Below are 25158 nucleotides of genomic sequence, written 5' to 3'. Positions count from 1 at the left end.
AATGTTCATGGACACCAAACTGCTCGACATTCTGGCCTGCCCGGTCTGCAAAGGCCCCCTCAAGCTCAGCGCCGACAAAACCGAGCTGATCAGCAAAGGCGCCGGCCTGGCCTATCCGATTCGCGATGGCATTCCGGTGATGCTCGAAAGCGAGGCCCGTACCCTGACCACCGACGAGCGCCTGGATAAATGACCGCAGCCTTTACCGTTGTCATTCCGTCGCGCTTTGCCTCGACGCGCCTGCCCGGCAAACCGTTGCTGTTGATCGCTGGCAAACCGATGATCCAGCACGTATGGGAACAGGCCTGCAAAAGCAGCGCCCAGCGCGTGGTAGTGGCGACCGACGATGCGCGCATCGTGGAAGCCTGCAAGGGCTTTGGCGCCGAAGTGGTACTGACTCGCGAGGATCACAACTCCGGAACTGATCGCCTGGCGGAAGTCGCCGCCAAGCTGGGCCTGGAACCCGACGCCATCGTGGTCAATGTGCAGGGCGATGAACCGTTGATCCCGTCCAGTGTGATCGATCAGGTTGCAAACAATCTGGCAGCCCATCCCGAAGCGCGCATGGCCACCCTGGCCGAGCCGATCGAGGATGTGCAAACCCTGTTCAACCCCAATGTGGTCAAGGTCGTCAGCGATCTCAATGGCCTGGCGCTGACCTTCAGCCGCGCCACCTTGCCCTGGGCTCGTGATGCATTCGCGCAAAGTCGGGACGTCATGCCTGACGGCGTACCGTACCGCCGCCACATCGGCATCTACGCTTACCGCGCCGGTTTCCTCCAGGATTTCGTCGCCTGGGGCCCGTGCTGGCTGGAAAACACCGAATCCCTGGAGCAACTGCGTGCCCTGTGGCACGGCGTGCGAATCCATGTCGCCGATGCGCTGATTGCTCCGCCGACCGGCGTCGACACCGTGGAAGACCTCGAGCGCGTTCGTCGCCTGCTGGAGGCCTGATGCGGGTTCTGTTTGTCTGCCTCGGCAACATCTGCCGATCACCCACCGCCGAAGGCATCCTGCGGCACAAGCTGCGCGAGGCCGGGCTGGCCGAGCAGGTGGAAGTCGCCTCCGCCGGTACCGGTGACTGGCACGTCGGCAAGGCCCCGGACAAGCGCAGCCAGGCTGCGGCCCTACGACGCGGCTATGACCTGTCGGCCCAGCGTGCCCGCCAGGTCAGCCGGGCCGATTTCGCCACTTATGACCTGATCCTGGCGATGGACGGCAGCAACCTGCGCAATCTAAAAGCCCTGCAACCGAGCAACGGCAGGGCCGAACTGGATCTGTTCCTGCGCCGCTACGAGGCTGAACTCGATGACGTGCCGGACCCGTACTACGACGGCGAACAGGGTTTCGAGCAAGTGCTGGACCTGATCGAGCGGGCCACGGACCGCCTGGTGATCGAATTGAAGGGGCGGCTATGACCTTGCAGGTGCGGGCCGGCGTCAGCCTCAAGCCGTTCAACAGCTTTGGCGTGGACGTCACCGCCCGGTTATTCGCCGAAGCTCACAGCGACGCCGATGTCCGCCAGGCGCTGGCCTATGCCAGCGCCAATGACGTGCCGTTGCTGGTGATCGGTGGCGGCAGCAACCTGCTGCTGACCGGTGATATCGACGCGCTGGTGTTGCGCATGGCCAGCCAAGGGATTCGTCTGCTCAGCGATGATGGCGAGCGGGTGCTGATCGAAGCCGAAGCAGGCGAACCGTGGCACCCCTTCGTCCAGTACACGCTGGCGCAAGGCTGGTCGGGGCTGGAGAACCTCAGCCTGATCCCAGGCACGGTGGGGGCCGCACCGATGCAAAACATCGGTGCCTACGGTGTGGAGATCAAGGATGTGTTCGCCGGCCTGACCGCCCTGGATCGGCAAACCGGCGAGCTGCACGATTTCACCCTGGAAGAATGCCGTTTCGCCTACCGCGACAGCCTGTTCAAGCAGCAAGCGGGTCGTTGGCTGATCCTGCGGGTGCGCTTTGCCCTCAGTCGCGCCGCGCATCTGCACCTGGAGTACGGCCCGGTCCGCCAGCGGTTGACCGAACTGGGCATCGAACAGGCGACTCCCTCGGATGTCAGCCGGGCCATCTGCAGCATCCGCAGTGAAAAGCTCCCTGACCCGGCGGTGCTGGGCAATGCCGGCAGTTTCTTCAAGAACCCGCTGGTGCCGGCTTCGCACGTCGCGCAACTCAAGCTTCAATACCCGGATCTGGTGGCTTATCCACAACCCCAAGGGCAGATGAAAATTGCCGCCGGTTGGTTGATCGAGCGGGCCGGCTGGAAGGGCTTTCGCGAAGGCGACGCGGGGGTGCATAAGTTGCAGGCGTTGGTGCTGGTCAACTACGGCTGCGCCACCGGGCCGCAATTGCTGGATCTGGCCCTGCGTATCCAGAAAGACATTGCCGAGCGTTTTCAGGTCAATCTGGAAATGGAGCCCAATCGGTACTGAACCTGGCTTTCACCGAGCGCCCTGCACAACCTCGCACAAGGATCATTTGTGCAGGATTGTGCAGGGCGTTTTGCTTAATCCTGGGTTAATTTAGTGAGCTAACGATGCGACCATCGCATCATTGAAGGCCCGGTGCAGACGTCTGCGTGTTTGCACAAGAGAGCCCGATTAGCCTGAGTCAGTCTGCGCCAACCGAACCGTTGTCCAAACGGCAGATTGCTCGACCCCATAATTCGATCACCGTGCGGGCGTGCCCATGATTACCTTGAAACTCAATGGAAAAGATCACCAACTGGATGTGACCGAGGACATGCCGCTGCTCTGGGCCATCCGAGATGTGGCCGGTTACAACGGCACCAAATTCGGCTGCGGCATGGGCCTGTGCGGCGCCTGTACCATTCACATCGACGGCGCCCCGGCGCGCAGTTGCATCACCCCGATCGGCTCGGTGAAAGGCCAGAACGTCACCACCATCGATGCCCTTCATGTCGACCCGGTCGGGCAAATTGTCCAGAAGGCCTGGCTCGATACCGCCGTGGCCCAGTGCGGCTACTGTCAGGGCGGGCAGATCATGTCCGCGACCGCCTTGCTCAAGAGCAATCCCAACCCGAGCGATGAGCAGATCGAAGAGGCCATGGTCGGCAACATCTGCCGTTGCGGCACTTATAACCGGATCAAGACTGCGATCCGCCAGGCGTCCACCCACCTGAAGGAGGCCAAGGCATGAGCCGCTTGCCCAATGATTTTGTGCTGAGCAACCTCAGCCGCCGTGGTTTCCTCAAAGGTGCGAGCGCCACGGGTGTGTTGGTGCTGGCCGCCAGTTGGGGCCTGCCGGACGCTTTTGCCGAGGACAAGAAGTTCGGCGGTGAGGGCATGCCCAATGGTGTGATCGACGACCCGCAGGTGTACGTGAGCATCGCCACCGATGGCAGCGTGACGGTGATCTGCAACCGTTCGGAAATGGGCCAGGGGGTGCGCACCAGCCTGACCATGGTGGTGGCCGATGAACTGGACGCTGACTGGGCGCAGGTCAAGGTGCGGCAGGCACCGGCGGATGAGGTGCGCTTCGGCAACCAGGACACCGATGGCTCGCGCAGTATGCGCCACTGGTACGAACCAATGCGTCGTTGCGGGGCCGCTGCCCGGACCATGCTGGAGCTGGCCGCCGCTGCCCAGTGGAATGTCCCGGCGAGTGAGTGTCGTGCCCAATTGCACAAAGTCGTGCACCAGCCTTCCGGTCGGGAACTGGGGTATGGCGCGTTGGCCGCCGCGGCCAGTGCCTTGCCAGTTCCCGCCCGTGACAGCCTGCGCCTCAAGCAACCTTCGGAGTTTCGCTACATCGGTAAGGAGTCGAGCCGGGCCATCGATGGCGAAGACGTCGTCAACGGGCGTGCCGTGTTCGGCGCCGATGTACATTTCGATGGCATGCTCTATGCCGTCGTGGCTCGCCCGCCAGTCTATGGTGGCAAGGTCAAGCGCGTGGACAGCAGCGCGGCGCTGAAAGTACCGGGCGTGGTCAAGGTGCTGCAGATCGAAGGACGTCCGCAGCCCTCCGAATTCCAGCCTCTGGGCGGCGTGGCGGTAGTGGCGAAAAACACCTGGGCGGCGATCAAGGGCCGCGAGGCGCTGAAAATTGAGTGGGATGACGGCCCGAATGCCGGCTATGACTCCGTCGCCTATCGCAAGGAACTGGAAGCCGCGGCCCTCAAGCCCGGGAAAGTCTTGCGCAACACTGGTGATCTGGACGACGCGCTGGCCAAGGCTGACGCAACCCTGGAGGCGTCCTATTACCTGCCGCACCTGTCGCAGTCGCCGATGGAGCCGATGGTCGCCGTCGCCCGGTTCAAGGATGGCCAGTGCGAAGCCTGGGCACCGAGCCAGGCGCCGCAGGTCACCCGTGAACGCGTCGCCGAACGGTTGGGGATCCCTTTCGACAAGGTTACCGTGCACATCACGCTGCTGGGCGGTGGTTTCGGGCGCAAGTCCAAGCCCGATTTCGTCCTCGAGGCGGCCGTGTTGGCCAAGGAGTTTCCAGGCCAGGCGGTGCGGGTGCAATGGACCCGCGAAGATGACATCCATCATTCGTATTTCCACACCGTATCGGCCGAATACCTCAAGGCTGGCCTGAACCAGGACGGGATGCCGTCCGGCTGGCTGCATCGCACCGTAGCCCCGAGCATTACCGCACTGTATGCACCGGGCATGACCCACGAAGCGCCGTTCGAAGTGGGCATGGGCGTGACCAACATGGCCTACGCAATTCCCAACATGCGCCTGGAGAACCCCGAAGCGGTGGCCCATACGAGGGTTGGCTGGTACCGCTCGGTGTCGAATATTCCCCACGGTTTTGCGATTCAGAGTTTCATCGACGAATTGGCCCACAAGGCCGGCCAGGATCCACTGGCGTATCACGTCAAATTGCTTGGCCCGGACCGTAAGATCGATCCGCGCACCTTGAATGAAGAATGGAACTACGGCGAATCCCCCGAGCTTTATCCCATCGATACGGCGCGGATCCGCACCGTGCTGGAAACCGCCGCCAAGGCCGCCGGTTGGGGCCGCAAACTGCCCAAGGGCCGTGGCCTGGGGCTGGCGGTGCACTACAGCTTCGTCACCTATGTGGCGGCAGCGCTGGAGGTGGAGGTCAAGGACGATGGTACGTTGATCGTGCACAAGGCCGATATTGCCGTGGACTGCGGCCCGCAGATCAACCCCGAGCGTATCCGTTCCCAGTTCGAAGGCGCCTGCGTCATGGGCCTGGGCAATGCGGTGGTGGGGGAGATCAGCTTCAAGGACGGCAAGGTCCAGCAAGACAACTTCCACATGTACGAAGTGGCACGCATGTCCCTGGCTCCCAAGGAGGTCGCGGTGCACTTGGTCACGCCGCCGGGCGAGGTGCCGTTGGGCGGTGTGGGTGAACCGGGTGTGCCGCCGATTGCGCCGGCGCTGTGCAACGCGATTTTCGCCGCCACCGGCAAGCGCATCCGCGAGCTGCCCGTGCGTTATCAGTTGCAGGGCTGGCAGCAGGCCAAAACCTGATGGACAGCGTTGATCTGAACGTCCTGCGCAGCGTGCTTGAGTGGCGCCGCGCCGGGCAGCGGGTGGTGTTGTTCACCGTGGTCCAGACTTGGGGCACGGCGCCGAGGCCGCCGGGGGCGATGCTGGCCCTGCGTGAAGACGGCGTGGTGATTGGCTCGGTATCGGGCGGTTGTGTCGAGGATGACCTGATCGCCCGGCTGCACGACGGGCGTATTCCGGCGGACGGTCCACCCGTGCAGCTCATCACCTATGGCGTGACTCGTGAGGAGGCGGCGCGCTTCGGCCTGCCGTGCGGCGGTACCTTGCGCCTGACCGAAGAACGGGTCGGCGATCCGCAATGGGTCGCGCAACTGCTGGAGCGCTGCGATGGCCATGAGATTGTCGCCCGTGAGCTGACCGTCGCCACAGGCGAAGTGCTGCTGACGCAGGCCAGCAAAACCGATGCGCTGGTATTCGACGGTCAAGTCCTGCGGGCCATCTACGGCCCGCGCTGGCGGCTGCTGTTGATCGGCGCGGGGCAACTGTCGCGTTATGTGGCAGAAATGGCCCGGTTGCTGGATTTCGAGGTGTTGATCTGCGATCCGCGCAAGGAATTTGTCTACGGTTGGGAAGAGCAGCATGGCCGCTTCGTTTCCGGCATGCCCGACGAAGCGGTGTTGAGCATCCAGACCGACGAGCGCACCGCCATTGTTGCCCTGACCCATGATCCACGATTGGACGATATGGCGCTCCTCACGGCCCTGGACTCCAAGGCGTTTTATGTCGGGGCCCTGGGCTCTCGGGTGAACAGCCAGAAGCGCCGGGATAACCTGGCTCAGCTAGGCTTGTCTGCACAGGCTATCGAACGGCTGCATGGGCCGATCGGTTTGCACATTGGCAGCCATACGCCGGCGGAAATTGCCTTGTCTTTGCTGGCTGAAATCGTGGCGATCAAGAATGGCGTCGAGTTGCGTCAGAAAAAGCCGCTGTAATCGGCGGGCGAGGAGACGGGATGACTGAATCGATTGGCGTGATCATTCTCGCGGCAGGATCGGGCAGCCGTTTCCGTCAGGTTGCAGGCCAGGACAAAGATAAGCTGCTGGCCGATTGCACGGGGCGTGACGGCGCTGTCCGATCGGTCATCGAGCAGGTGCTGGTGAACTTGCCGCCTTCTCTGGAAAAACGCGTGCTGGTGACCCGTGAGGACCGTCCACAGGCTATTCGCATGGCCCAGGCTTACGGGTGCAATTTTGTACAACTGGACTCGCCTGGCCTGGGTGACAGTATCGCTGCGGGTGTCCAGGCTTGCCCGGACCTGGATGGCTGGTTGATCGTGCTCGGTGATATGCCGTTCATCCTGCCGTCAAGCATCGAGCAGGTAGTGGCGCAGATCAGCGAAGATGGCATCAGTGTGCCGGTCCTGGCGGGTGAGTATGGGCATCCCGTGGGGTTTGGTCGTGTGTTTGGCCCGCAATTGATGGCATTGACCGCTGATCGCGGCGCCAAGGGGTTGTTTACCGGGGCGCGGGTGGTCGAGGTGGCAGTGGACGATCCTGGGGTGGTTTGGGATGTGGACGTGCCTGAAGCGCTGATCTTCAAGTAACAGCCGACGCGGATTCCTGTGGGGCAGGCAACATTGATACAAGCCGGGCCCGCGCTATCGCGAGTAGGCTCGCTCCCACACTGAATTTCGATGGTCGCCAGATTTATGCCCGCCGCCAATCTCCTGTGGGAGCGAGCCTGCTCGCGATAGCGCTGCGTCAGCTTGCATCAAGGGTGGACGCCGGGCCATGTTCGTCAGCAAGCCCGCTCCACACCATCCAGCTTCCAACACTCATGTAACTAAGTCTGAAGACATAAAAAAGCCCCGCCTGGCGTCAACCAGGCGGGGCTTTTTACTGGGCGGTGGAATCAGGCGTGAGGTTTAGGCTCGTGCTCTTTTTCCAGGGCTTCAGTGTGGCGAGGTGCGACTTCTTCAGCGGAGTGCTGAGGTTCGTCGATCACCGGCGCCGATTCAGCGGGAGCGGGTTCGCTGGTGGTTTCAGCGACCGGGGCAGGGGCTGCCTCGATTGCTTGCTCCACGGGTGCTGGCTCAGCGGCAGGCGCTTGAGCAGCGGCAGCGGCAGCTTGTTCGGCTTCCTTCTGCAGACGCTCGGCTTCACGCTTGCGACGACGCACTTCACGCGGATCGTTCGGAGCACGACCGTTGGGGGTCAGGGCGCTGGCAGGGGCAGGCGCCTCCACCTCTACCGGGGCTGGAGCTTCGGCAACCACAGGCGCTTGAACCGCTGGAGCTGGCTCGACCACGACCGGCTCGGCTGCTTTCACGGCTTCTGCTGCCGGCTCGGCTTCGACGACGGCTGGCTCGGCGTGCCAGTTGAACGCGGTCTGTTCTTCGCGAACCGGCTCCGGCGCTTTTTCCTCGATCACAGCTTCGATCACAGGTTCAGCGGCAACCACAGGTTGCTCGATGACAGGTGCAGGCTCGGAAACTGCTTCTGCCTGAGGCTCGGCTTCACGAACCGGGGCGAGTTCCACTTCTGGCGAAGCGGTGGTTTCTACCGGGGTAGTGGCTTCGACCACAGGCGCTTCAACCGGTGCGTTTTCCACCACGGCGGTAGCGCGCTCGGCCTGTTCGTGAGCCTCGGCTTCAGCGGGGGCGCTGATCGAGCTGCTGGCAACCGCGGCGGTGACGGCCAGGCCGGCGGCCAGGTCGGCAGCGCTTGGCGCTTCGGCGTTCTCGGCGGATTCGGAGGCTTCCGAACCTTCGATCACATTGCCGTTGGCGTCGCGTTGACGCTCACGACGGTTGCTGCGGCGACGCTGCCCACGGGAGCGGCGGCGTGGACGATCGCCTTCGGCGTTGTCCTGACCGTCTTCCTGCAGTTGCTCTTCGCTGTTCAGTACTTCCTCTTCGCTGGCAACGGCAGCCTGCTCGGCGCGTGGTTGACGCTCTTCACGTGGCGGACGCGGTGCGCGCTCTTCGCGAGGCTGACGGGCCGGACGCTCTTCAGCGGTGGCGGCAGCAGCGGCGGGAGCGGCATCCAGCGGTTCGCGCAGCTCGCGAACACGTTCTTCACGCTCGCCACGTGGCTTGCGATCTTCACGAGGCGCGCGGGGTTGGCGCTCTTCACGCGGCGGACGCGGCGCGCGTTCTTCGCGGGCTACGGCTGGCGCTTCCTCGCGGGCTTCGCGAGGCTGGCGTTCTTCACGTGGCTCACGTGGTGCGCGCTCTTCACGCGGCGCACGTTCTTCACGGGGTTTACGCTCCTCGTCACGACGACCGTTGCGGTTGCGGGTCTGCTGACGACCATTGCGACGTTCTTCGTTGCGGGCTGGACGCTCGGTAGCCGCTGGCTTGGCGACAACGGTCGGCGCAGCCGGCTCTTCCTTGGTGGCGAACAGGCTGACCAGGGATTTCACCAGGCCTTTGAACAGGCTTGGTTCAGGTGCGGCGGCAGGTGCCGGTGCCGGCGCGGCTGCTTCGGTCGGAACCGGTGCATTGGCGCGGGCTGGAGCCGTCTTGACCGCAGCTTCCTGGCGAACCAGGGTGCGAGTGGCGGCAGCCGGCTGCACTTCTTCCACTTCGGCAGCGGCAGCAGCGATTTCGTAGCTGGACTGATTGGTGTGGGCTTCCGGGCTGTCATCACGCAGGCGCTGCACTTCGAAGTGCGGCGTCTCGAGGTGATCGTTCGGCAGGATGACGATACGGGCGCGGGTGCGCAGTTCGATCTTGGTGATCGAGTTGCGTTTTTCGTTGAGCAGGAACGCAGCCACCGGGATCGGCACCTGGGCGCGAACTTCGGCGGTGCGGTCTTTCAGGGCTTCTTCTTCGATCAGGCGCAGGATCGCCAGGGACAGCGACTCGACGTCACGGATGATGCCGGTGCCGTTGCAACGCGGGCAGACGATGCCGCTGCTCTCGCCCAAAGAAGGACGCAGGCGCTGACGGGACATTTCCAGCAGGCCGAAGCGCGAGATGCGACCGACCTGTACGCGGGCGCGGTCGGCTTCCAGGCACTCACGGACCTTCTCTTCCACGGCGCGCTGGTTCTTGGCCGGGGTCATGTCGATGAAGTCGATGACGATCAGGCCGCCGATGTCGCGCAGGCGCAACTGACGGGCGATTTCTTCGGCGGCTTCAAGGTTGGTCTGCAGGGCGGTTTCTTCGATGTCGCTGCCTTTGGTGGCGCGCGCCGAGTTGATGTCGATGGACACCAGGGCTTCGGTCGGATCGATGACGATGGAGCCGCCGGACGGCAGTTCGACGACGCGCTGGAACGCGGTCTCGATCTGGCTTTCGATCTGGAAACGGTTGAACAGCGGAACGCTGTCTTCGTAGAGCTTGATCTTGCTGGCGTACTGCGGCATGACCTGGCGGATGAAGGTCAGGGCTTCGTCCTGGGCTTCAACGCTGTCGATCAACACTTCGCCGATGTCCTGGCGCAGGTAATCGCGGATCGCGCGGATGATGACATTGCTTTCCTGATAGATCAGGAACGGCGCGGAGCGATCCAGCGAGGCTTCCTTGATGGCGGTCCACAGTTGCAGCAGGTAGTCGAGGTCCCACTGCATTTCTTCGCTGCTGCGGCCAAGGCCGGCGGTGCGAACGATCAGGCCCATGTCGGCTGGGGCAACCAGGCCGTTGAGGGCTTCGCGCAGTTCATTGCGCTCTTCGCCTTCGATGCGGCGGGAGATACCACCGGCGCGAGGGTTGTTCGGCATCAGGACCAGGTAACGGCCCGCCAGGCTGATGAAGGTGGTCAGGGCTGCGCCCTTGTTGCCACGCTCTTCTTTTTCGACCTGGACGATGACTTCCTGGCCTTCGCTCAGGACGTCCTTGATGTTGACGCGGCCTTCAGGGGCCTTCTTGAAGTATTCGCGGGAGATTTCTTTGAGGGGCAGGAAGCCGTGGCGCTCGGAGCCGAAATCGACAAAGGCAGCCTCAAGGCTTGGTTCGATGCGAGTAATCCGGCCTTTATAGATGTTGGCCTTCTTCTGCTCGCGTGCACCGGATTCGATATCCAGGTCGTAGAGGCGCTGGCCGTCTACCAGTGCAACACGCAACTCTTCGGGTTGAGTTGCGTTAATCAGCATTCTTTTCATGTAGTACCGTCGGTTTCCGGGCTGCCGGAAACGGCGTTCGGCACACACGACTTCTCACGGTCGGTGTCAGGTGCGTCATGGAAGTGGCCGGGCCATTCCAGTGTCCAGCGAGTTCGACCCAATGATGGCGAAGTCGCGACGGACGCGTCCTGCTTGCTGGCTGTTCAAGCACTCAGTCAGGAGGAGGAATCAACCGGCGCCTGTGGACGAGATGAAGCGTCTAAATATAAGCCTAGTGCTACACAGTCCGACGGTTGTACATCTCCACCCTACACGTATCCCTGATAATCGGGTGCTGCCGCGCGCAGAATCCGCAGCGGGTTGGCATTTACCGTGAGCTCCGAAAGGGGAGGTCACGCATCATGGCTAATTTAGGCGTTGTTTCCGAAGCTCTCGCTCGGGGTCGTCTACCGGTGACTGCACTTTGTGAACTGGCCGTGAATGTGGCGCGCAAGGCGAGTCAAAACTCTGCTTTGCCGCGTATTTCAGGCCTCATGTCACCTGCGCTCGTTACACCTGCAAACTCTGCCGTTATCTAGCAAAAGCCCCGTAGGACGGCCTCTCGTCCTCGTGAATTGCGTTGGTCAGGGCCGGTTTTTGACCGTTAGTCCGCTGTCCGGCCGCTTTTGGCGGCGTTCGCGACTATAGCAGCAATGATTAAGTGCTTCAATTCCATAAAAAATTGTTATCATCGCCGCCATGACGACTACTGCCCCTTCGACCCCTGGCGTTCAACTGCTCGAGGTCTCGCCGGAATATGCCGGCCAACGAATCGATAACTTCCTTCTAGCCCGACTCAAAGGCGTGCCCAAGACCTTGATCTATCGCATTTTGCGCAAGGGTGAAGTGCGGGTGAACAAAGGACGGATCAAGCCCGAATACAAGCTTCAGGCGGGCGATATCGTGCGCGTGCCGCCGGTTCGCGTGCCCGAGCGCGATGAGCCCGTGCCCCTGGCCCAAGGCCTGTTGCAGCGCCTGGAAGCCTCGATCGTCTTCGAAGACAAGGCGCTGATCGTGCTCAACAAGCCTGCGGGCATTGCGGTTCACGGCGGCAGCGGCCTGAATTTCGGCGTGATCGAGGCCTTTCGTCAGTTGCGCCCCGACGCCAAGGAGCTGGAGTTGGTCCATCGCCTGGATCGCGACACCTCCGGCCTGCTGATGATCGCCAAGAAACGCAGCATGTTGCGGCATTTGCATGAGCAATTGCGCGGCGATGGCGTCGACAAGCGCTACATGGCGCTGGTGCGGGGACGTTGGGATACCTCCATCAAGCAAGTTCGGGCGCCGTTGCTCAAGAGCAACCTGCGTTCCGGCGAGCGCATGGTGGAAGTCAACGAAGAAGGCAAGGAGGCCTTGACAGTGTTCAAGGTCCTGCGCCGCTTCGGTGATTTCGCCACCATGGTCGAAGCCAAGCCGGTGACTGGCCGCACCCACCAGATTCGCGTCCATACGCTACATGCCGGGCATTGCATCGCTGGGGACAGCAAGTACGGCGATGACGACTTCACCCGGGAAATCCGTGATCTGGGTGGCAAGCGCCTGTTTCTCCATGCCTACATGTTGACCGTGCCGTTGCCCGATGGTGGTGAGCTGAAATTGCAGGCTCCCGTGGATGAAATGTGGGCCAAGACCGTGGAGCGGTTGAGTGCATCCTGAATACAAGCTGCTGATCTTCGATTGGGATGGCACTCTGGCGAACTCCATCGGTCGGATCGTGGAGGCAATGCATGCCGCCTCTGATCGTGCAGGTTTTGCCAGGTGTGATGATTTTGCCGTGAAGGGCATCATCGGCCTCGGCTTGCCGGAAGCGATCCGCAGTCTGTACCCGGAGATCAGTGACCCTGAGCTTCTGGTTTTTCGCCAGTATTACGCTGATCACTACATTGCGCTGGAGGCTGAGCCTTCGCCGTTGTTTGACGGTGTGGTAGACACTCTTGAAACCTTGAGGGGCGAGGGGTATCGCTTGGCTGTCGCCACCGGCAAGGCGCGTCGCGGGCTGGATCGGGTGCTGAAATCCCATGGCTGGGACGATTATTTCGATATCACCCGGGCTGCGGACGAAACGGCCAGTAAGCCGCATCCGCTGATGCTCGAGCAAATCCTGGCTCACTGCGGCATGCAGCCGGAACAGGCGTTGATGGTGGGGGATTCCTCGTTCGACCTGCAGATGGCGCGCAACGCCGGTATGGGGTCGGTTGCGGTGAGCTACGGCGCGCAGACGATCGCGGCGCTGCAAGCCTTCGAACCGCAGTTGGCGATCGATCATTTTCCTGAGTTGCACGCCTGGCTGAGCCGGCGGGCCAATTAAGTTTTTGCTGGGGATACTTGCATGACCGACGAATGGAAGGCACCGGCCAAGGCGAGCGCCGAGAACGGTGACGACAAAAGCTGGAAGCTGTTGGAGAAGACCTTGCTGGCCGGTGTGCAGGAGCAGCGTCGTTCCCGCCGCTGGGGCATTTTCTTCAAGCTGCTGACGTTCGTTTATCTCTTTGTCGCGCTATTGCTGTTCACGCCCCTGTTCGACATGGAAAAAAGCGCCGTGCGGGGTTCTGCGTACACCGCATTGATCGACATCGAAGGCATGATTGCCCATAAGGAGCCTGCCAGCGCGGACAATATCGTCGGTAGCCTGCGGGCTGCTTTCGAAGATCCCAAGGTCAAGGGTGTGATCTTGCGCATCAACAGTCCGGGTGGCAGCCCGGTGCAGTCGGGTTATGTCTATGACGAGATCGTCCGGTTGCGCGCGTTGCACCCGAACACCAAGGTCTACGCGGTCATTTCCGATCTGGGGGCTTCCGGTGCGTACTATATTGCCAGCGCGGCCGATCAGATCTATGCCGACAAGGCGAGCCTGGTGGGCTCCATTGGCGTGACGGCGGCCGGCTACGGTTTTGTCGGGACGATGGAGAAACTGGGCGTGGAGCGTCGGGTGTACACCTCCGGCGAGCATAAGTCGTTCCTTGATCCGTTCCAGCCGCAAAAACCTGAAGAAACCGCGTTTTGGCAGGGTGTGCTCGACACGACCCACAAGCAATTCATTGCCAGTGTCAAAAAAGGCCGGGGTGAGCGCCTCAAAGACAAGGAGCATCCCGAGCTGTTCTCTGGGCTGGTCTGGTCTGGGGAGCAGGCCTTGCCGCTGGGCTTGATCGATGGCCTGGGCAGCGCCAGTTCGGTGGCGCGGGACGTGATTGGCGAAAAAGAGCTGGTGGATTTCACCATCGAAGAGTCGCCGTTTGATCGCTTCTCGAAGAAGCTGGGGGCGAGCATTGCCGAGCATCTGGCGATGTGGATGGGGTTCCAGGGGCCGTCATTGCGCTAGTTCGTTGGTTTGCGCGATCTTCTGTGGCTTGTCTGTGAGAGCAAAGCTTGCTCGCGATGAGCGATAACCCGGCTGGTCTGCATCATCGCAGCGCCTGCATCGCGGCCAAGCCTTGCTCCCACAAATAAATGCCGTCGCTACAAGTCGTATGTTGGCTTAGGGAACCTGCACGCCCTCGACCAGCAACATATCCACAAGGCGAATCAGTGGCAGGCCAACCAGGCTGGTGGCGTCTGGCCCTTCCGTGCTCTGGAACAGGCTCACGCCAAGCCCTTCGGCCTTGAAGCTGCCCGCGCAGTCATAAGGTTGCTCGGCCAGCAGGTAGCGTTCGATGCGTGCAGGGTCCAGCGTGCGCATGTGGACGGTAAACGGAACGCAATCGACCTGGCAGGCGCCGGTCTGGCTGTTAAGTACCGCCAGGCCTGTCAGAAAGCTGACCCGGGCGCCGCTGGCGGCCAGCAGTTGTTCGCGGGCGTTCTCGAATGTATGGGGCTTGCCCAGGATGCGCTCGCCGAGCACGGCCACCTGGTCCGAACCGATGATCAGATGCGCCGGATGGCTGCTCGCCAGGGCCTGGGCTTTTTCCCGGGCCAGGCGTTTTACCAGGTCGAGTGCCGCCTCGTCAGGCCGGCGGCTTTCGTCGATGTCCGGTGAACTGCAGACGAACGGTAGCCCCAGACGGGCAAGCAATTGCCGGCGATACACTGAGCTTGAGGCGAGTAATAAAGGCAGCATGGGCATCTCCAAAAGGCAGGGGCGAATTCTAGCGAGGCGCGCAAGTGACGGACAGGGCTGAATTTCCTTTGACATGGCCGGGTGCATCCCTATAATGCTGCGCCTATGTTGAATGACCCGATTCCACCTCACGTTGACCCGCGCAAATTGGCTGACCGTGGCACCACCCTTCAAGGTGAACTGCTGCTGGCCGATTTGAAGAGACTCTGCGACCCGCTTTCCGACGATGTCGGTACGGTCCAGGCCAAATTCGTTTTTGAACGAGATGAACGTAAATCTGTGGTAATCCACAGCTTTATCGACACTGAAGTCAAAATGGTTTGCCAGCGTTGTCTTGAGCTGGTCACCCTGCCGATCCACAGCGAATGCAGTTACGCCGTGGTGAAGGAGGGTGCGAATACCCAGTCGTTACCGAAAGGTTATGACGTGCTGGAACTGGGCGAAGATCCATTGGATCTGCAGTCACTGATCGAGGAGGAGCTTCTGCTCGCCTTGCCCATTGTGCCTGCTCATCATCCGGAAGAATGCCAGCAGCCGGCGGGAGCAGATGAGCCCGAACCGAGCGAGGACGAGGTAACGCGGTCCAACCCGTTCAGTGTATTGGCGCAGTTAAAGCGTGACCCAAACGTTTAGGAGTTAATCAATTATGGCTGTTCAGCAGAACAAAAAATCCCGCTCTGCCCGTGACATGCGCCGTTCGCACGACGCTCTCGAGGCTAGCACCCTGTCTGTAGAAAAAACCACCGGTGAAGTTCACCTGCGTCACCACGTATCGCCAGAAGGCGTATACCGTGGTCGTAAAGTGATCGACAAGGGCGCTGACGAGTAATCCTTGTCCGCTCAAGTCATCGCGATTGACGCAATGGGCGGGGACTTCGGTCCCCGCAGCATTGTTCAGGCCAGCCTTGCTTGTCTGAATGCTACACCCTCGTTGCACCTGACCCTCGTCGGTCAACCCTCCCTTCTAGAAGAAATGCTCAACGGCCAATCGGCTGTGGATCGTTCGCGCCTGACGATCGCACCTGCGTCCGAAGTCATCACCATGGACGAAAAACCTGCCCAGGTCCTGCGTGGCAAGCCTGACGCCTCGATGCGTGTAGCCCTTGAGCTGCTGCGCGATGGCAAGGTCCAGGCGTGTGTCAGTGCAGGCAATACCGGTGCACTGATGGCGCTGTCGCGTTACGTGCTCAAGACCTTGCCGGGCATCGACCGGCCGGCGATGGTTGCGGCCATCCCCACCCAGCGTGGTTTTTGCCAGCTCCTTGATCTGGGCGCCAACGTCGATTGCAGTGCCGAGCATCTACTGCAATTTGCAGTGATGGGCTCGGTAGCGGCTGAAACCCTGGGTATCGTGCGCCCTCGTGTAGCGCTGCTGAACATCGGTACCGAAGACATCAAGGGTAACCAGCAAGTCAAGCTGGCAGCCACGTTGTTGCAGGCTGCGCGAGGTATCAATTACATCGGCTTCGTTGAGGGCGATGGATTGTACCGGGGTGAGGCGGACGTGGTGGTGTGTGACGGTTTTGTCGGCAATATTTTGCTCAAGTCCAGCGAAGGCCTGGCGACCATGATCGGGGCGCGTATCGAGAAGCTGTTCAGGCAGAACCTGGCCTCGCGGATGGTCGGTGCCCTGGCGTTGCCGTTGATGCGTCGGTTGCAGGCGGACCTGGCACCGGCGCGGCATAACGGTGCAAGTTTTCTCGGGCTGCAGGGCATTGTGATCAAGAGTCATGGTTCGGCGGGCGTGCAGGGGTTTCAAAGTGCGATCAATCGCGCGCTGATCGAAATCCAGGAAAACCTGCCGGAGCGTCTTCATGGGCGCCTCGAAGATTTGTTAACTTAGGCGTTTTCGTCTGACAATGCTTAAATGTGACCGGTCGGTTCAAGCCGCCATCCAACTGTCAGTTTCCTAGCGCCCCCTGGGGCGTCAATTTTTGACGACAAGATCATTAGGGGCTTTGTTTTCATGTCTGCTTCTCTCGCATTCGTCTTTCCTGGGCAGGGTTCGCAGTCCCTCGGCATGCTTTCCGAGCTGGGCGCGCAATACCCGTTGATCCTCGAAACATTCAAAGAAGCTTCCGATGCTCTGGGCTATGACCTGTGGGCACTGACCCAGCAAGGGCCGGAAGAGCAACTCAATCAAACCGACAAAACCCAGCCGGCCATCCTGACCGCCTCGATCGCACTCTGGCGCCTCTGGCTGGCCGAGGGCGGTGCGCGTCCGGCGTTCGTTGCCGGACACAGCCTGGGCGAATACAGCGCTCTGGTGGCTGCTGGCAGTCTGAGCCTGGGTGACGCGGTGAAGCTCGTGGAGCGTCGTGGCCAGTTGATGCAGGAGGCCGTTCCGGCCGGGCAGGGCGGCATGGCTGCGATTCTCGGCCTGGAAGATGCCGATGTGCTGGCAGCCTGCGCCGAAGCCGCGCAAGGCGAAGTGGTCAGCGCTGTGAACTTCAATTCACCTGGCCAGGTGGTGATTGCCGGTGCCAAGGCTGCTGTAGAACGCGCCATTGAAGGGTGCAAGAGCCGTGGTGCCAAGCGTGCCATGCCGTTGCCCGTCAGCGTGCCGTCGCACTGCGAACTGATGCGTCCGGCCGCTGAGCGTTTTGCCGAGTCTATCGCTGCCATTGACTGGCAGGCGCCACAGATTCCAGTGGTACAGAACGTCAGTGCCGATGTGGCTGCGGATCTTGAGACCCTCAAGCGTGATCTGCTGGAGCAACTCTACAAACCGGTTCGCTGGGTCGAATCGGTGCAGACCCTGGCGGCCAAGGGCGCGACCGAACTGGTCGAGTGCGGTCCTGGTAAAGTGCTGGCCGGTCTGAACAAACGCTGCGCCGAAGGCGTATCGACTTCCAATCTCAATACCCCAGATGCTTTCGCTGCCGCCCGTGCAGCGCAGGCCTGAACAGGAGAAGCTTGCATGAGTCTGCAAGGTAAAGTTGCACTGGTGACCGGTGCAAGCCGTGGCATCGGCCAGGCCATTGCCCTGGAACTGGGTCGTCAAGGCGCCATCGTTGTTGGTACCGCGACTTCCGCTTCGGGCGCCGAGCGCATCGCCGCTACCCTGAAGGAAAACGACATCCAAGGCACCGGTCTTGAACTGAACGTCACCAGCGATGAATCCGTTGCGGCGGTGCTGGCAAACATTCAGGAACTGTTCGGTGCGCCGGCAATCCTGGTCAATAATGCCGGCATCACCCGCGATAACCTGATGATGCGCATGAAAGATGACGAATGGTTCGACGTGATCGATACCAACCTGAACAGCCTGTACCGGCTGTCCAAGGGCGTTCTGCGTGGCATGACCAAGGCTCGCTGGGGTCGAATTATCAGTATCGGTTCGGTTGTGGGTGCCATGGGCAACGCAGGCCAAGTAAACTATGCTGCGGCCAAAGCCGGTCTGGAAGGTTTCAGTCGTGCGCTGGCGCGTGAAGTGGGTTCGCGCTCGATTACGGTAAACTCGGTAGCCCCGGGTTTCATCGATACCGACATGACCCGTGAACTGCCGCAAGCGCAACGTGAAGCCTTGTTGACACAAATTCCGCTGGGTCGTCTGGGGCAAGCTCAAGAAATCGCGTCCGTGGTCGCTTTTCTTGCGTCGGATGGTGCGGCATACGTGACTGGGGCTACAATCCCGGTAAACGGCGGGATGTACATGAGTTAAATGTGACGGATTGCTTCAAAAAAATGTCATACGAGCTGTCTAAAATCCGTTATAAAGCTGCAATCTATTTATAGGCGGCGGGCTGCTGGGTTTGAGGAGTGAAGCTTTCGGTTGAAAAACCGAAAAGTCTTTCTATACACTTACCCACCGGCCAGCTGCCTGAATTTGTCCATTAGGAGTGAAAACAAGGTATGAGCACCATCGAAGAGCGCGTCAAGAAAATCGTTGCCGAGCAACTGGGCGTCAAAGAAGAAGAAGTGAAGAACGAAGCTGCCTTCGTTGAAGACCTGGGTGCCGACTCCCTTGACACCGTTGAGCTGGTGATGGCTCTGGAAGAGGAATTCGAGACCGAAATCCCTGACGAAGAAGCTGAAAAAATCACTACTGTTCAGCTGGCTATCGACTACATCAATAAGCATCAGGCTTAATTATTTTTAGTCGTCGCTAGCTGTCATGGAAAAACCGCACTGCCATCATGGCGTGCGGTTTTTTCTTTAGGCCTGATGCAAAGTCGTCATTAGAATAAAGGAGAGTGCTGTGTCGCGTAGACGCGTCGTAGTCACCGGTATGGGTATGTTGTCGCCACTGGGCACGGATGTGCCGAGCAGTTGGCAGGGCATTCTGGCTGGCCGTAGTGGCATTGGTCTGATCGAACACACCGACCTTTCTGCCTATTCCACCCGTTTTGGCGGCTCGGTAAAGGGTTTCAATGTCGAGGAGTACCTGTCGGTCAAAGAGGCCCGCAAGCTCGACCTGTTCATTCAATACGGCCTGGCAGCCGGATTCCAGGCCGTACGTAATGCCGGTCTTGAAGTCACCGATGCCAACCGTGAACGTATCGGCGTGGCCATGGGGTCTGGTATTGGCGGCTTGACCAATATCGAAGAAACCAGCCGTACGCTGCACGAGTCGGGGCCGCGACGGATTTCTCCGTTCTTTGTGCCGGGCTCGATCATCAATATGATTTCCGGTTTCCTGTCCATCCACCTGGGTGTGCAGGGGCCTAACTACGCTATTGCTACGGCGTGTACCACGGGCACCCACTGCATTGGCATGGCCGCGCGCAACATCATGTACGACGAGGCCGACGTGATGATTGCCGGCGGCGCCGAGATGGCGGCCTGCGGGCTGGGCATGGGTGGCTTCGGCGCATCCCGTGCGCTGTCGACCCGCAACGACGAACCGAGCCGCGCCAGTCGGCCGTGGGACAAGGGCCGAGACGGCTTCGTATTGTCCGACGGTTCCGGTGCGCTGGTACTCGAAGAGCTGGAGCATGCCAAGGCGCGCGGCGCGACCATTTATGCCGAGCTGATTGGCTTTGGCACCAGTGGCGATGCCTACCACATGACCTCGCCACCCGCCGACGGTGCCGGTGCTGCCCGCTGCATCACCAACGCACTGCGTGACGCGAAGGTCAACGCCGAGCAGGTGCAGTACATCAATGCCCATGGCACTTCGACCCCGGCGGGCGATCTTGCCGAGGCCCAGGCCATCAAGACCGTGTTCGGTGAGCACGCCTACAAACTGGCGGTCAGCTCGACCAAGTCCATGACCGGCCACCTGCTGGGTGCCGCGGGCGCGGTGGAAGCGATCTTCAGCGTACTGGCGATCAACAGCCAGGTCGCGCCACCGACCATCAACCTTGACGAGCCGGACGAAGGCTGCGATCTGGACTTCGTGCCACACACGGCGCGTGGCATGGACATCGATGTAGTGCTGTCCAACTCCTTCGGCTTTGGCGGTACCAACGGCTCGCTGGTGTTCCGCCGGTTCGCTGGTTGATGGAAAGCTGGGTCGACGGTCAGCCTGCCGACGTTCTGTCGCTCAAGGACCGCGGCCTGGCTTACGGCGATGGGTTGTTTGAAACCATCGCTGTGCGCAATGGCAAACCGGTGTTGCCTGAGCGTCACCTGCAGCGTCTGGCGCTAGGTTGTCAGCGGTTGACGCTCCAGGTTGACATGGGGGCGTTGGAGGCTGAGTTGCGCGCCTACGCGCAATGCCTGGGTGACGGCGTACTTAAGTTGATCGTGACCCGCGGTGATGGTCTTCGCGGTTATGGCGCTGATCCCTCGGCGCCGTCCCGGCGCATCCTGCAGGGCAGTCCGCCGGCCGCCTATCCTCCAGTGCATGCCGAGCAGGGCGTTCGCCTGTTTCCCTGTGCCACCCGTCTGTCCGAGCAACCCTTGCTGGCCGGTCTCAAGCACCTCAATCGTCTTGAACAAGTGATGGCCCGCGCCGAATGGCGCGATGCCGAGCACGCCGAAGGCTTGATGCTGGACACGTCCGGGCGAGTGATCGAAGGCGTCTTCAGTAACCTCTTTCTGGTGCGCGATGGTGAATTGGTCACGGCGGACCTGAGCCGTTGTGGCGTGGCCGGCGTGATGCGGGCCGAATTATTGTATCAAGCCGAGTCTCAAGGCATCGCCACGCACATCACCGACATCCGCCTCGAACAGCTGCACCAGGCCGACGAAGTCTTCGTCTGCAACAGCGTTTATGGCGTATGGCCGGTACGTGCATGCGGTTCGGCGCGCTGGTCGACCGGGCCGCTCACCCGTAAACTGCAGACCCTTGCCCGCACGCTATTGGATGTTTGATTCGTGAGACGTAAATTCTTGCTTCTGCTGGAAACCGGACTGGTTCTGGCGGTGCTGCTGTTGGGCACTTGCGCCTGGAAAATTCATTCGGCGTTGCAACAACCGCTGAACATCACCCAGGAAGAACTGCTGGACGTCCCCAACGGGACCACCCCCACCGGAACCCTCAAGCGCCTCGAAGCGGACGGCCTGATCAAGGACGCTTTCTGGTTGCGCGTCTATTGGCGCTTCAATCTGGCCGGCCAACCGTTGCATTCCGGTGAGTACCGGATGGTGCCGGGCATGACAATGGAAAGCCTGATCGAGGTCTGGAAGCGCGGGGAAGTGGTGCAGTACAGCGTCACCCTGGTGGAGGGGTGGAATTTTCGCCAAGTTCGCGCGGCGCTGGCCAAGGATGAAAAACTCCAGCAGACCCTCGCCGGTCTGAGTGACAGCGAAGTGATGGACCGCCTGGGTCATTCCGGGATATTCCCCGAGGGACGGTTCTTCCCGGACACCTATCGCTTCGTGCGTGGCACATCGGACGCTGACCTGCTGAAAATTGCCTACGACCGGCTCGAAGACGTGCTTGCCAAAGAGTGGGCGCAACGCGCCGCCGATTTACCTTACTCCCAGCCCTATCAGGCGCTGATCATGGCATCCCTGGTGGAAAAGGAAACCGGCGTGCCTGAGGAGCGTGGGCAGATCGCCGGTGTGTTCGTGCGCCGTATGCGCCTGGGCATGCTGTTGCAAACCGACCCTACCGTGATCTACGGGCTGGGCGAGCGCTACAACGGCAAACTCACCCGTGCTCACTTGCGGGAAGAAAACCCCTACAACACCTATCTGATTCCTGGCCTGCCGCCGACACCGATTGCGATGGTGGGGCGCGAGGCGATTCACGCCGCGTTGAACCCAGTTGCCGGCAACAGCCTTTACTTCGTCGCCCGTGGTGATGGTAGCCACGTGTTCTCCGATGACCTGGATGCGCACAATAACGCCGTGCGCGAATATCAGCTCAAGCGCCGAGCCGATTATCGCTCCAGTCCGGCCCCGACTGTGCCGGATGAGGAGCCTATCGACGAACCGAATGCCAGCGAGCCGCCGCGCTCGCAATGACTTTGTTTAAGGATCGCCCGTGACTGGCTTGTTTATAACGCTGGAAGGCCCTGAAGGCGCCGGCAAGAGCACCAACCGCGAATACCTGGCCGAACGCCTGCGAGCCGCCGGCATCGAGGTGGTGTTGACCCGCGAGCCCGGAGGTACACCGCTGGCCGAGCGGATTCGCGAGGTGCTGCTGGCGCCGATCGAAGAAGTCATGAACCCTGACACCGAGCTGTTGCTGGTGTTCGCCGCCCGGGCACAACACTTGGCCGAAGTGATTCGCCCGGCGCTGGCCCGTGGCGCGGTGGTGCTCTGCGATCGTTTTACCGATTCGACCTATGCCTATCAGGGCGGTGGAAGGGGCTTGTCCCTGGAGCGCATCGCCGCGCTGGAAACCTTCGTCCAGGGTGACCTGCGGCCGGACCTGACCCTGGTGTTCGATCTACCGGTGGAAATCGGCCTGGCCCGCGCCAGCGCCCGGGGCCGGCTGGATCGTTTCGAATTGGAAGGCCAGGCGTTCTTCAACGCGGTGCGCAATGCCTTTTTGAGTCGGGCCAAGGCCGATCCGGCGCGTTATCTGTTGATTGATGCCGCTCAGCCGTTGGCGCAAGTCCAGCAGGCGCTGGACGGTTTGTTGCCGCGTTTGTTGGAGCGTGCCCGTGGCTGAAGCCTATCCCTGGCAGGACGGACTCTGGCAGCAACTGGCCGGAAGGGCACAGCATGCCCATGCCTATCTGCTGCACGGCCCGGTCGGTATCGGTAAGCGGGCGTTGGCCGAGCGTCTGATGGCTAGCCTGCTTTGCCAGCGCCCGGGTATCTCGAACGCGTGCGGTGAGTGCAAGTCCTGCCTGTTGCTCAAGGCCGGCAGTCATCCTGACAATTACGTGTTGGAACCGGAGGAGGCGGACAAGGCGATCAAGGTCGACCAGGTCCGGGATCTGGTCAGCTTCGTGGTCCAGACCTCGCAGATGGGCGGGCGCAAGGTGGTGCTGATCGAGCCGGTGGAATCGATGAACATCAATGCCGCCAACGCCTTGCTCAAGAGCCTTGAAGAGCCTTCCGGCGATACCGTGCTATTGCTGGTCAGTCACCAGCCGAGCCGCTTGCTGGCAACCATCAAAAGCCGTTGCGTACAGCAGGCCTGTCCGTTGCCCAGTGAGGCGATGAGCTTGAAGTGGTTGGCCGAGGCCTTGCCTGACAGCAGCGACGAAGAACGCGTCGAGTTGCTGACCCTTGCCGCCGGCTCGCCGTTGGCGGCCGTCAGCCTTCAGGCCCAGGGTGTGCGTGAACAACGGGCGCTGGTGGTGGATGGGGTGAAGAAGCTGCTTAAGCAGCAACAGTCTCCCACGCAACTGGCAGAAGGCTGGAACGCCATCCCGCTGCTTCTGCTGTTCGACTGGTTCTGTGACTGGTCGAGCCTGATCCTGCGCTACCAGCTCACCGAAGACGAAACCGGGCTGGGACTGGCGGACATGCGCAAGGTGATTCAGTACCTGGCGCAAAAAAGCAGCCAGGATAAAATCTTGAACATTCAGGACTGGATTCTTGCCCAGCGTCAGAAGGTGCTGAGCAAGGCGAACCTCAATCGGGTGCTGTTGCTCGAGGCGCTGTTGGTGCAATGGGCGAGTTTGCCTGGTCGAAACTGACAGACACTGCCTAAACTCAGCTCAATCGCAGCGGAGATCAGCATGAACGAACCTGTCAGTCCCGGGCCACGCAACGGCATCCTGTCCCTGACCATCAAGGACAAGTCGGTGCTCTACGCCGCCTACATGCCCTTCATCAAGAACGGCGGCCTGTTCATCCCCACCAACAAGAATTATCGCTTGGGCGATGAGGTGTTCATGCTCTTGAGCTTGATGGACGAAGCGGAGAAGATCCCGGTCGCCGGCAAGGTGATCTGGATGACGCCCAAAGGCGCCCAGGGTAACCGGGCTGCCGGTGTTGGTGTGCAGTTCAACGACGGCGACCATTCAGCCCGTAATCAGATCGAAACCCACCTGGCCGGAACCCTGAAATCCGACCGTCCCACCCATACGATGTAGCCCGGCCCTTTATGCTTGTAGATTCCCATTGTCACCTTGATCGTCTCGACCTCGCCGCCCACGACGGCTCCCTGGATGCTGCACTGGATGCCGCCCGCCAGCGTGGTGTGGGTCACTTCCTGTGCATCGGCGTCAGCGCCGACAATGCCGCCGACGTCAAAGCCCTGGCCGAACGCTATGCAGATGTCGATTGTTCAGTCGGCATCCATCCTCTGGACGTCCAGCCCGACGCTACGCCTGCCCTGGATTGGCTGTTGCGCGAGCTCGACCATCCACGGGTGGTCGCCATTGGCGAAACCGGCCTGGACTATCACTACGAACCGCAAGCCGCCGAGGTTCAGCAGGCTTCGTTCCGGCTGCATCTGGAGGCTGCGCAACAGACTGGCAAACCGGTGATCATCCACACCCGCGGCGCCCGGGCCGATACCCTGGCCTTGTTGCGTGACGCCGCGTTGCCACAGGCGGGGGTGCTGCATTGTTTCACCGAAGACTGGGACATGGCCAAGACCGCGCTGGACATGGGCTATTACATTTCCTTGTCCGGCATTGTCACGTTTCGCAATGCCGACGCGCTGCGGGATGTGGCCAGCAAAGTGCCGGCAGATCGCCTGTTGGTGGAAACCGACTCACCGTACCTTGCGCCGATTCCGTATCGTGGCAAGCCGAACCTTCCGCAATACGTGCGGGAAGTGGCGGAGTTCCTGGCGATGTTGCGGGGCGAGTCCTACGAGCGATTTGCCGAGCAGACTACGGAGAACTTCAAGCGGCTGTTTCCGCTGGCCCATGTCCGCGCGGTGTCTGCCTGAGTTTCAGGCAAAAAAAACCCGGGTTCTGGGGGGTGAATCCGGGTTAAGACCATTAGGAGTAAAACAAAGGCACGCGGTCCGTTGGTACCTTTACCGGCGCGTCACTTGGGGGAGATGTCGCGCCGACAGTTCAAGTATTGATCAGTATGCTGACGCGTCCAGTTTAGCCGGGCTGGTTTTTAAACAAATTTGGAATACGCTCGCTTCGGATAAGTTCTCACTGCCGTCAAAGCCAGTCGTTACGGTGCGGCGAAGCGAATGACAGGAAGCTGGAGCTGCACGGTTTTGTGAAGAACTGTGGTTGGGAACGGATGATCCGTGCATTTTTGCGTAAGTTAGGCATAATACTCG

At 61.0% G+C, this 25158-nt stretch carries 26 protein-coding genes; 24 read left to right on the top strand and 2 right to left on the bottom strand.

Annotation, left to right across the window (positions count from 1 at the left end; all coding sequences use genetic code 11):
* Positions 1-7: 7 nt before the first annotated feature.
* From T3A99_RS09290 to T3A99_RS09255, 8 genes are all read left to right on the top strand, one after another.
* Positions 8-193, top strand: a complete 186-nt coding sequence (locus T3A99_RS09290; RefSeq protein WP_003179363.1) for a Trm112 family protein — start codon at positions 8-10, stop codon at positions 191-193.
* Positions 190-954, top strand: a complete 765-nt coding sequence (gene kdsB, locus T3A99_RS09285) for a 3-deoxy-manno-octulosonate cytidylyltransferase (RefSeq protein ID WP_076383826.1) — start codon at positions 190-192, stop codon at positions 952-954. The genes T3A99_RS09290 and kdsB overlap by 4 nt, the downstream gene beginning before the upstream one ends.
* Positions 954-1418: a low molecular weight protein-tyrosine-phosphatase gene (locus T3A99_RS09280; RefSeq protein ID WP_092400061.1), complete on the top strand. Its 465-nt coding sequence runs from the start codon at positions 954-956 to the stop codon at positions 1416-1418. Before kdsB ends, T3A99_RS09280 begins: the two co-directional genes overlap by 1 nt.
* A complete protein-coding gene (gene murB, locus T3A99_RS09275; protein ID WP_047228186.1) occupies positions 1415-2434 on the top strand; it encodes a UDP-N-acetylmuramate dehydrogenase in 1020 nt (339 codons plus the stop codon). The genes T3A99_RS09280 and murB overlap by 4 nt, the downstream gene beginning before the upstream one ends.
* Positions 2435-2690: 256 nt before the next feature.
* Positions 2691-3161 carry a (2Fe-2S)-binding protein gene (locus T3A99_RS09270; protein ID WP_322834238.1) on the top strand — a complete coding sequence of 157 codons (471 nt, stop codon included), beginning with the start codon at positions 2691-2693 and terminating at the stop codon, positions 3159-3161.
* The gene (locus tag T3A99_RS09265) at positions 3158-5473 is read left to right on the top strand and encodes a xanthine dehydrogenase family protein molybdopterin-binding subunit (RefSeq protein WP_322834237.1); all 2316 of its coding nucleotides are present in this window, start codon (positions 3158-3160) and stop codon (positions 5471-5473) included. Before T3A99_RS09270 ends, T3A99_RS09265 begins: the two co-directional genes overlap by 4 nt.
* Entirely contained in the window at positions 5473-6444 is a 972-nt protein-coding gene (locus T3A99_RS09260) for an XdhC family protein (protein WP_322834236.1), read from the top strand. Before T3A99_RS09265 ends, T3A99_RS09260 begins: the two co-directional genes overlap by 1 nt.
* 20 nt (positions 6445-6464) lie before the next feature.
* Complete coding sequence (locus T3A99_RS09255) at positions 6465-7055, top strand: nucleotidyltransferase family protein (protein ID WP_322834235.1); 591 nt, start codon at positions 6465-6467, stop codon at positions 7053-7055.
* 308 nt (positions 7056-7363) lie between these two features.
* Here the strand turns inward: T3A99_RS09255 and rne are convergent, their stop codons facing one another.
* Positions 7364-10558 carry a ribonuclease E gene (gene rne / locus T3A99_RS09250; protein WP_173406694.1) on the bottom strand — a complete coding sequence of 1065 codons (3195 nt, stop codon included), beginning with the start codon at positions 10556-10558 and terminating at the stop codon, positions 7364-7366.
* A 699-nt stretch (positions 10559-11257) separates the two neighbouring features.
* Between rne and rluC the strand changes: the two genes are divergently transcribed.
* From rluC to T3A99_RS09235, 3 genes are read left to right on the top strand one after another with little or no spacing between them, the layout of a single operon-like run.
* Complete coding sequence (gene rluC, locus T3A99_RS09245) at positions 11258-12214, top strand: 23S rRNA pseudouridine(955/2504/2580) synthase RluC (RefSeq protein ID WP_047228192.1); 957 nt, start codon at positions 11258-11260, stop codon at positions 12212-12214.
* Positions 12204-12866, top strand: coding sequence for an HAD-IA family hydrolase (locus tag T3A99_RS09240; RefSeq protein WP_047228193.1), 663 nt, complete (start codon positions 12204-12206; stop codon positions 12864-12866). Before rluC ends, T3A99_RS09240 begins: the two co-directional genes overlap by 11 nt.
* A gap of 21 nt (positions 12867-12887) precedes the next feature.
* The gene (locus T3A99_RS09235; protein ID WP_047228194.1) at positions 12888-13877 is read left to right on the top strand and encodes a S49 family peptidase; all 990 of its coding nucleotides are present in this window, start codon (positions 12888-12890) and stop codon (positions 13875-13877) included.
* A gap of 156 nt (positions 13878-14033) precedes the next feature.
* Here T3A99_RS09235 and T3A99_RS09230 read toward each other — a convergent pair whose 3' ends face one another.
* Complete coding sequence (locus tag T3A99_RS09230) at positions 14034-14612, bottom strand: Maf family protein (protein WP_173406695.1); 579 nt, start codon at positions 14610-14612, stop codon at positions 14034-14036.
* 105 nt (positions 14613-14717) lie between these two features.
* On the opposite strand from T3A99_RS09230, the gene T3A99_RS09225 reads away from it, so the two are divergent.
* The 13 genes from T3A99_RS09225 to T3A99_RS09165 all read left to right on the top strand — a co-directional run bounded on the left by T3A99_RS09225 (position 14718) and on the right by T3A99_RS09165 (position 24807).
* Positions 14718-15245, top strand: a complete 528-nt coding sequence (locus T3A99_RS09225) for a YceD family protein (RefSeq protein ID WP_003204262.1) — start codon at positions 14718-14720, stop codon at positions 15243-15245.
* A gap of 13 nt (positions 15246-15258) precedes the next feature.
* Positions 15259-15441: a 50S ribosomal protein L32 gene (gene rpmF / locus T3A99_RS09220; protein WP_003179396.1), complete on the top strand. Its 183-nt coding sequence runs from the start codon at positions 15259-15261 to the stop codon at positions 15439-15441.
* Between the two features lie 3 nt (positions 15442-15444).
* Positions 15445-16455, top strand: coding sequence for a phosphate acyltransferase PlsX (plsX, locus tag T3A99_RS09215; RefSeq protein WP_076383831.1), 1011 nt, complete (start codon positions 15445-15447; stop codon positions 16453-16455).
* Between the two features lie 123 nt (positions 16456-16578).
* Positions 16579-17517: an ACP S-malonyltransferase gene (gene fabD / locus T3A99_RS09210; protein WP_107322018.1), complete on the top strand. Its 939-nt coding sequence runs from the start codon at positions 16579-16581 to the stop codon at positions 17515-17517.
* Between the two features lie 15 nt (positions 17518-17532).
* Positions 17533-18276: a 3-oxoacyl-ACP reductase FabG gene (fabG, locus tag T3A99_RS09205; protein WP_322834234.1), complete on the top strand. Its 744-nt coding sequence runs from the start codon at positions 17533-17535 to the stop codon at positions 18274-18276.
* A gap of 191 nt (positions 18277-18467) precedes the next feature.
* Positions 18468-18704, top strand: a complete 237-nt coding sequence (gene acpP, locus T3A99_RS09200) for an acyl carrier protein (protein ID WP_047228199.1) — start codon at positions 18468-18470, stop codon at positions 18702-18704.
* A 109-nt stretch (positions 18705-18813) separates the two neighbouring features.
* Positions 18814-20058 (top strand): beta-ketoacyl-ACP synthase II, encoded by a 1245-nt coding sequence (gene fabF, locus T3A99_RS09195; protein WP_047228200.1) that lies wholly within the window; start codon positions 18814-18816, stop codon positions 20056-20058.
* On the top strand, positions 20058-20873 hold the full coding sequence (gene pabC, locus T3A99_RS09190) for an aminodeoxychorismate lyase (protein WP_047228201.1): 816 nt from the start codon (positions 20058-20060) through the stop codon (positions 20871-20873). Before fabF ends, pabC begins: the two co-directional genes overlap by 1 nt.
* A gap of 3 nt (positions 20874-20876) precedes the next feature.
* Positions 20877-21971, top strand: a complete 1095-nt coding sequence (gene mltG, locus T3A99_RS09185; RefSeq protein WP_076383833.1) for an endolytic transglycosylase MltG — start codon at positions 20877-20879, stop codon at positions 21969-21971.
* A 19-nt stretch (positions 21972-21990) separates the two neighbouring features.
* Positions 21991-22623, top strand: a complete 633-nt coding sequence (tmk, locus tag T3A99_RS09180) for a dTMP kinase (protein WP_047228202.1) — start codon at positions 21991-21993, stop codon at positions 22621-22623.
* Positions 22616-23602, top strand: a complete 987-nt coding sequence (locus tag T3A99_RS09175; RefSeq protein WP_173406697.1) for a DNA polymerase III subunit delta' — start codon at positions 22616-22618, stop codon at positions 23600-23602. The genes tmk and T3A99_RS09175 overlap by 8 nt, the downstream gene beginning before the upstream one ends.
* A 42-nt stretch (positions 23603-23644) precedes the next feature.
* The gene (locus tag T3A99_RS09170) at positions 23645-24001 is read left to right on the top strand and encodes a PilZ domain-containing protein (RefSeq protein ID WP_047228204.1); all 357 of its coding nucleotides are present in this window, start codon (positions 23645-23647) and stop codon (positions 23999-24001) included.
* A gap of 11 nt (positions 24002-24012) precedes the next feature.
* A complete protein-coding gene (locus T3A99_RS09165) occupies positions 24013-24807 on the top strand; it encodes a TatD family hydrolase (RefSeq protein WP_047228205.1) in 795 nt (264 codons plus the stop codon).
* Positions 24808-25158 lie beyond the last annotated feature (351 nt).

The organism is Pseudomonas sp. N-137 (assembly GCF_034555295.1).
Lineage (GTDB): Bacteria > Pseudomonadota > Gammaproteobacteria > Pseudomonadales > Pseudomonadaceae > Aquipseudomonas > Aquipseudomonas rhizophila.
Note: the sequence above shows the minus strand (reverse complement) of the source record. Positions and strands in the feature narration are given on the sequence as shown.